This window comes from Neisseria sp. P0021.S007, from assembly GCF_051956855.1.
This window is the reverse complement of sequence record NZ_JBQCXA010000526.1, coordinates 1-693: the sequence shown is the minus strand read 5'-3', so window position 1 is coordinate 693 and position 693 is coordinate 1. Positions and strand designations below refer to the sequence as shown.

Here is a 693-nt window from a genome sequence, read left to right as displayed (position 1 = left end):
GATGATGGCAGCGTGGCAGGTACGTCCGCCGCGGTTGGTTACGATAGCGGAAGCACGTTTCATTACCGGTTCCCAATCCGGATCGGTCATGTCGGTAACGAGTACGTCGCCTGCTTCAACGGAATCCATTTCGGATGCGTCTTTTACTAAGCGGACTTTGCCTTGACCGACTTTTTGACCGATGGCACGACCTTCGCACAAGACAGTTTTGTCGCCGTTGATGTCGAAGCGGCGCAGGTTGCGGCTGCCTTCTTCTTGGGATTTCACGGTTTCAGGACGGGCTTGCAGGATGTAGAGTTTGCCATCCAAGCCGTCACGACCCCATTCGATATCCATCGGGCGGCCATAGTGTTTTTCGATTGTCAGCGCGTAGTGTGCCAACTCGGTGATTTCTTCGTCGGTAATGGAGAAGCGGTTGCGGTCTTCTTCAGGAACATCGACGTTCATCACGGATTTACCGGCTTCTGCTTTGTCGGTAAAGATCATTTTGATTTGTTTCGAACCCATGGTTTTGCGCAGGATGGCAGGTTTGCCTGCTTTCAGCGTGGGTTTGAATACATAGAATTCGTCGGGGTTGACCGCGCCTTGTACAACGTTTTCACCCAGGCCGTAAGATGAAGTCACGAAAACGACTTGGTCGAAGCCGGACTCGGTGTCGAGGGTGAACATGACGCCGGACGCGCCGCTGTCGGA

At 53.5% G+C, this 693-nt stretch carries 1 protein-coding gene; it reads right to left on the bottom strand.

The features are described 5' to 3' along the window. Positions 1-693: PEP/pyruvate-binding domain-containing protein (locus tag ACTHUR_RS14400; protein ID WP_440399249.1), on the bottom strand; the 693-nt coding region annotated here is incomplete at both ends.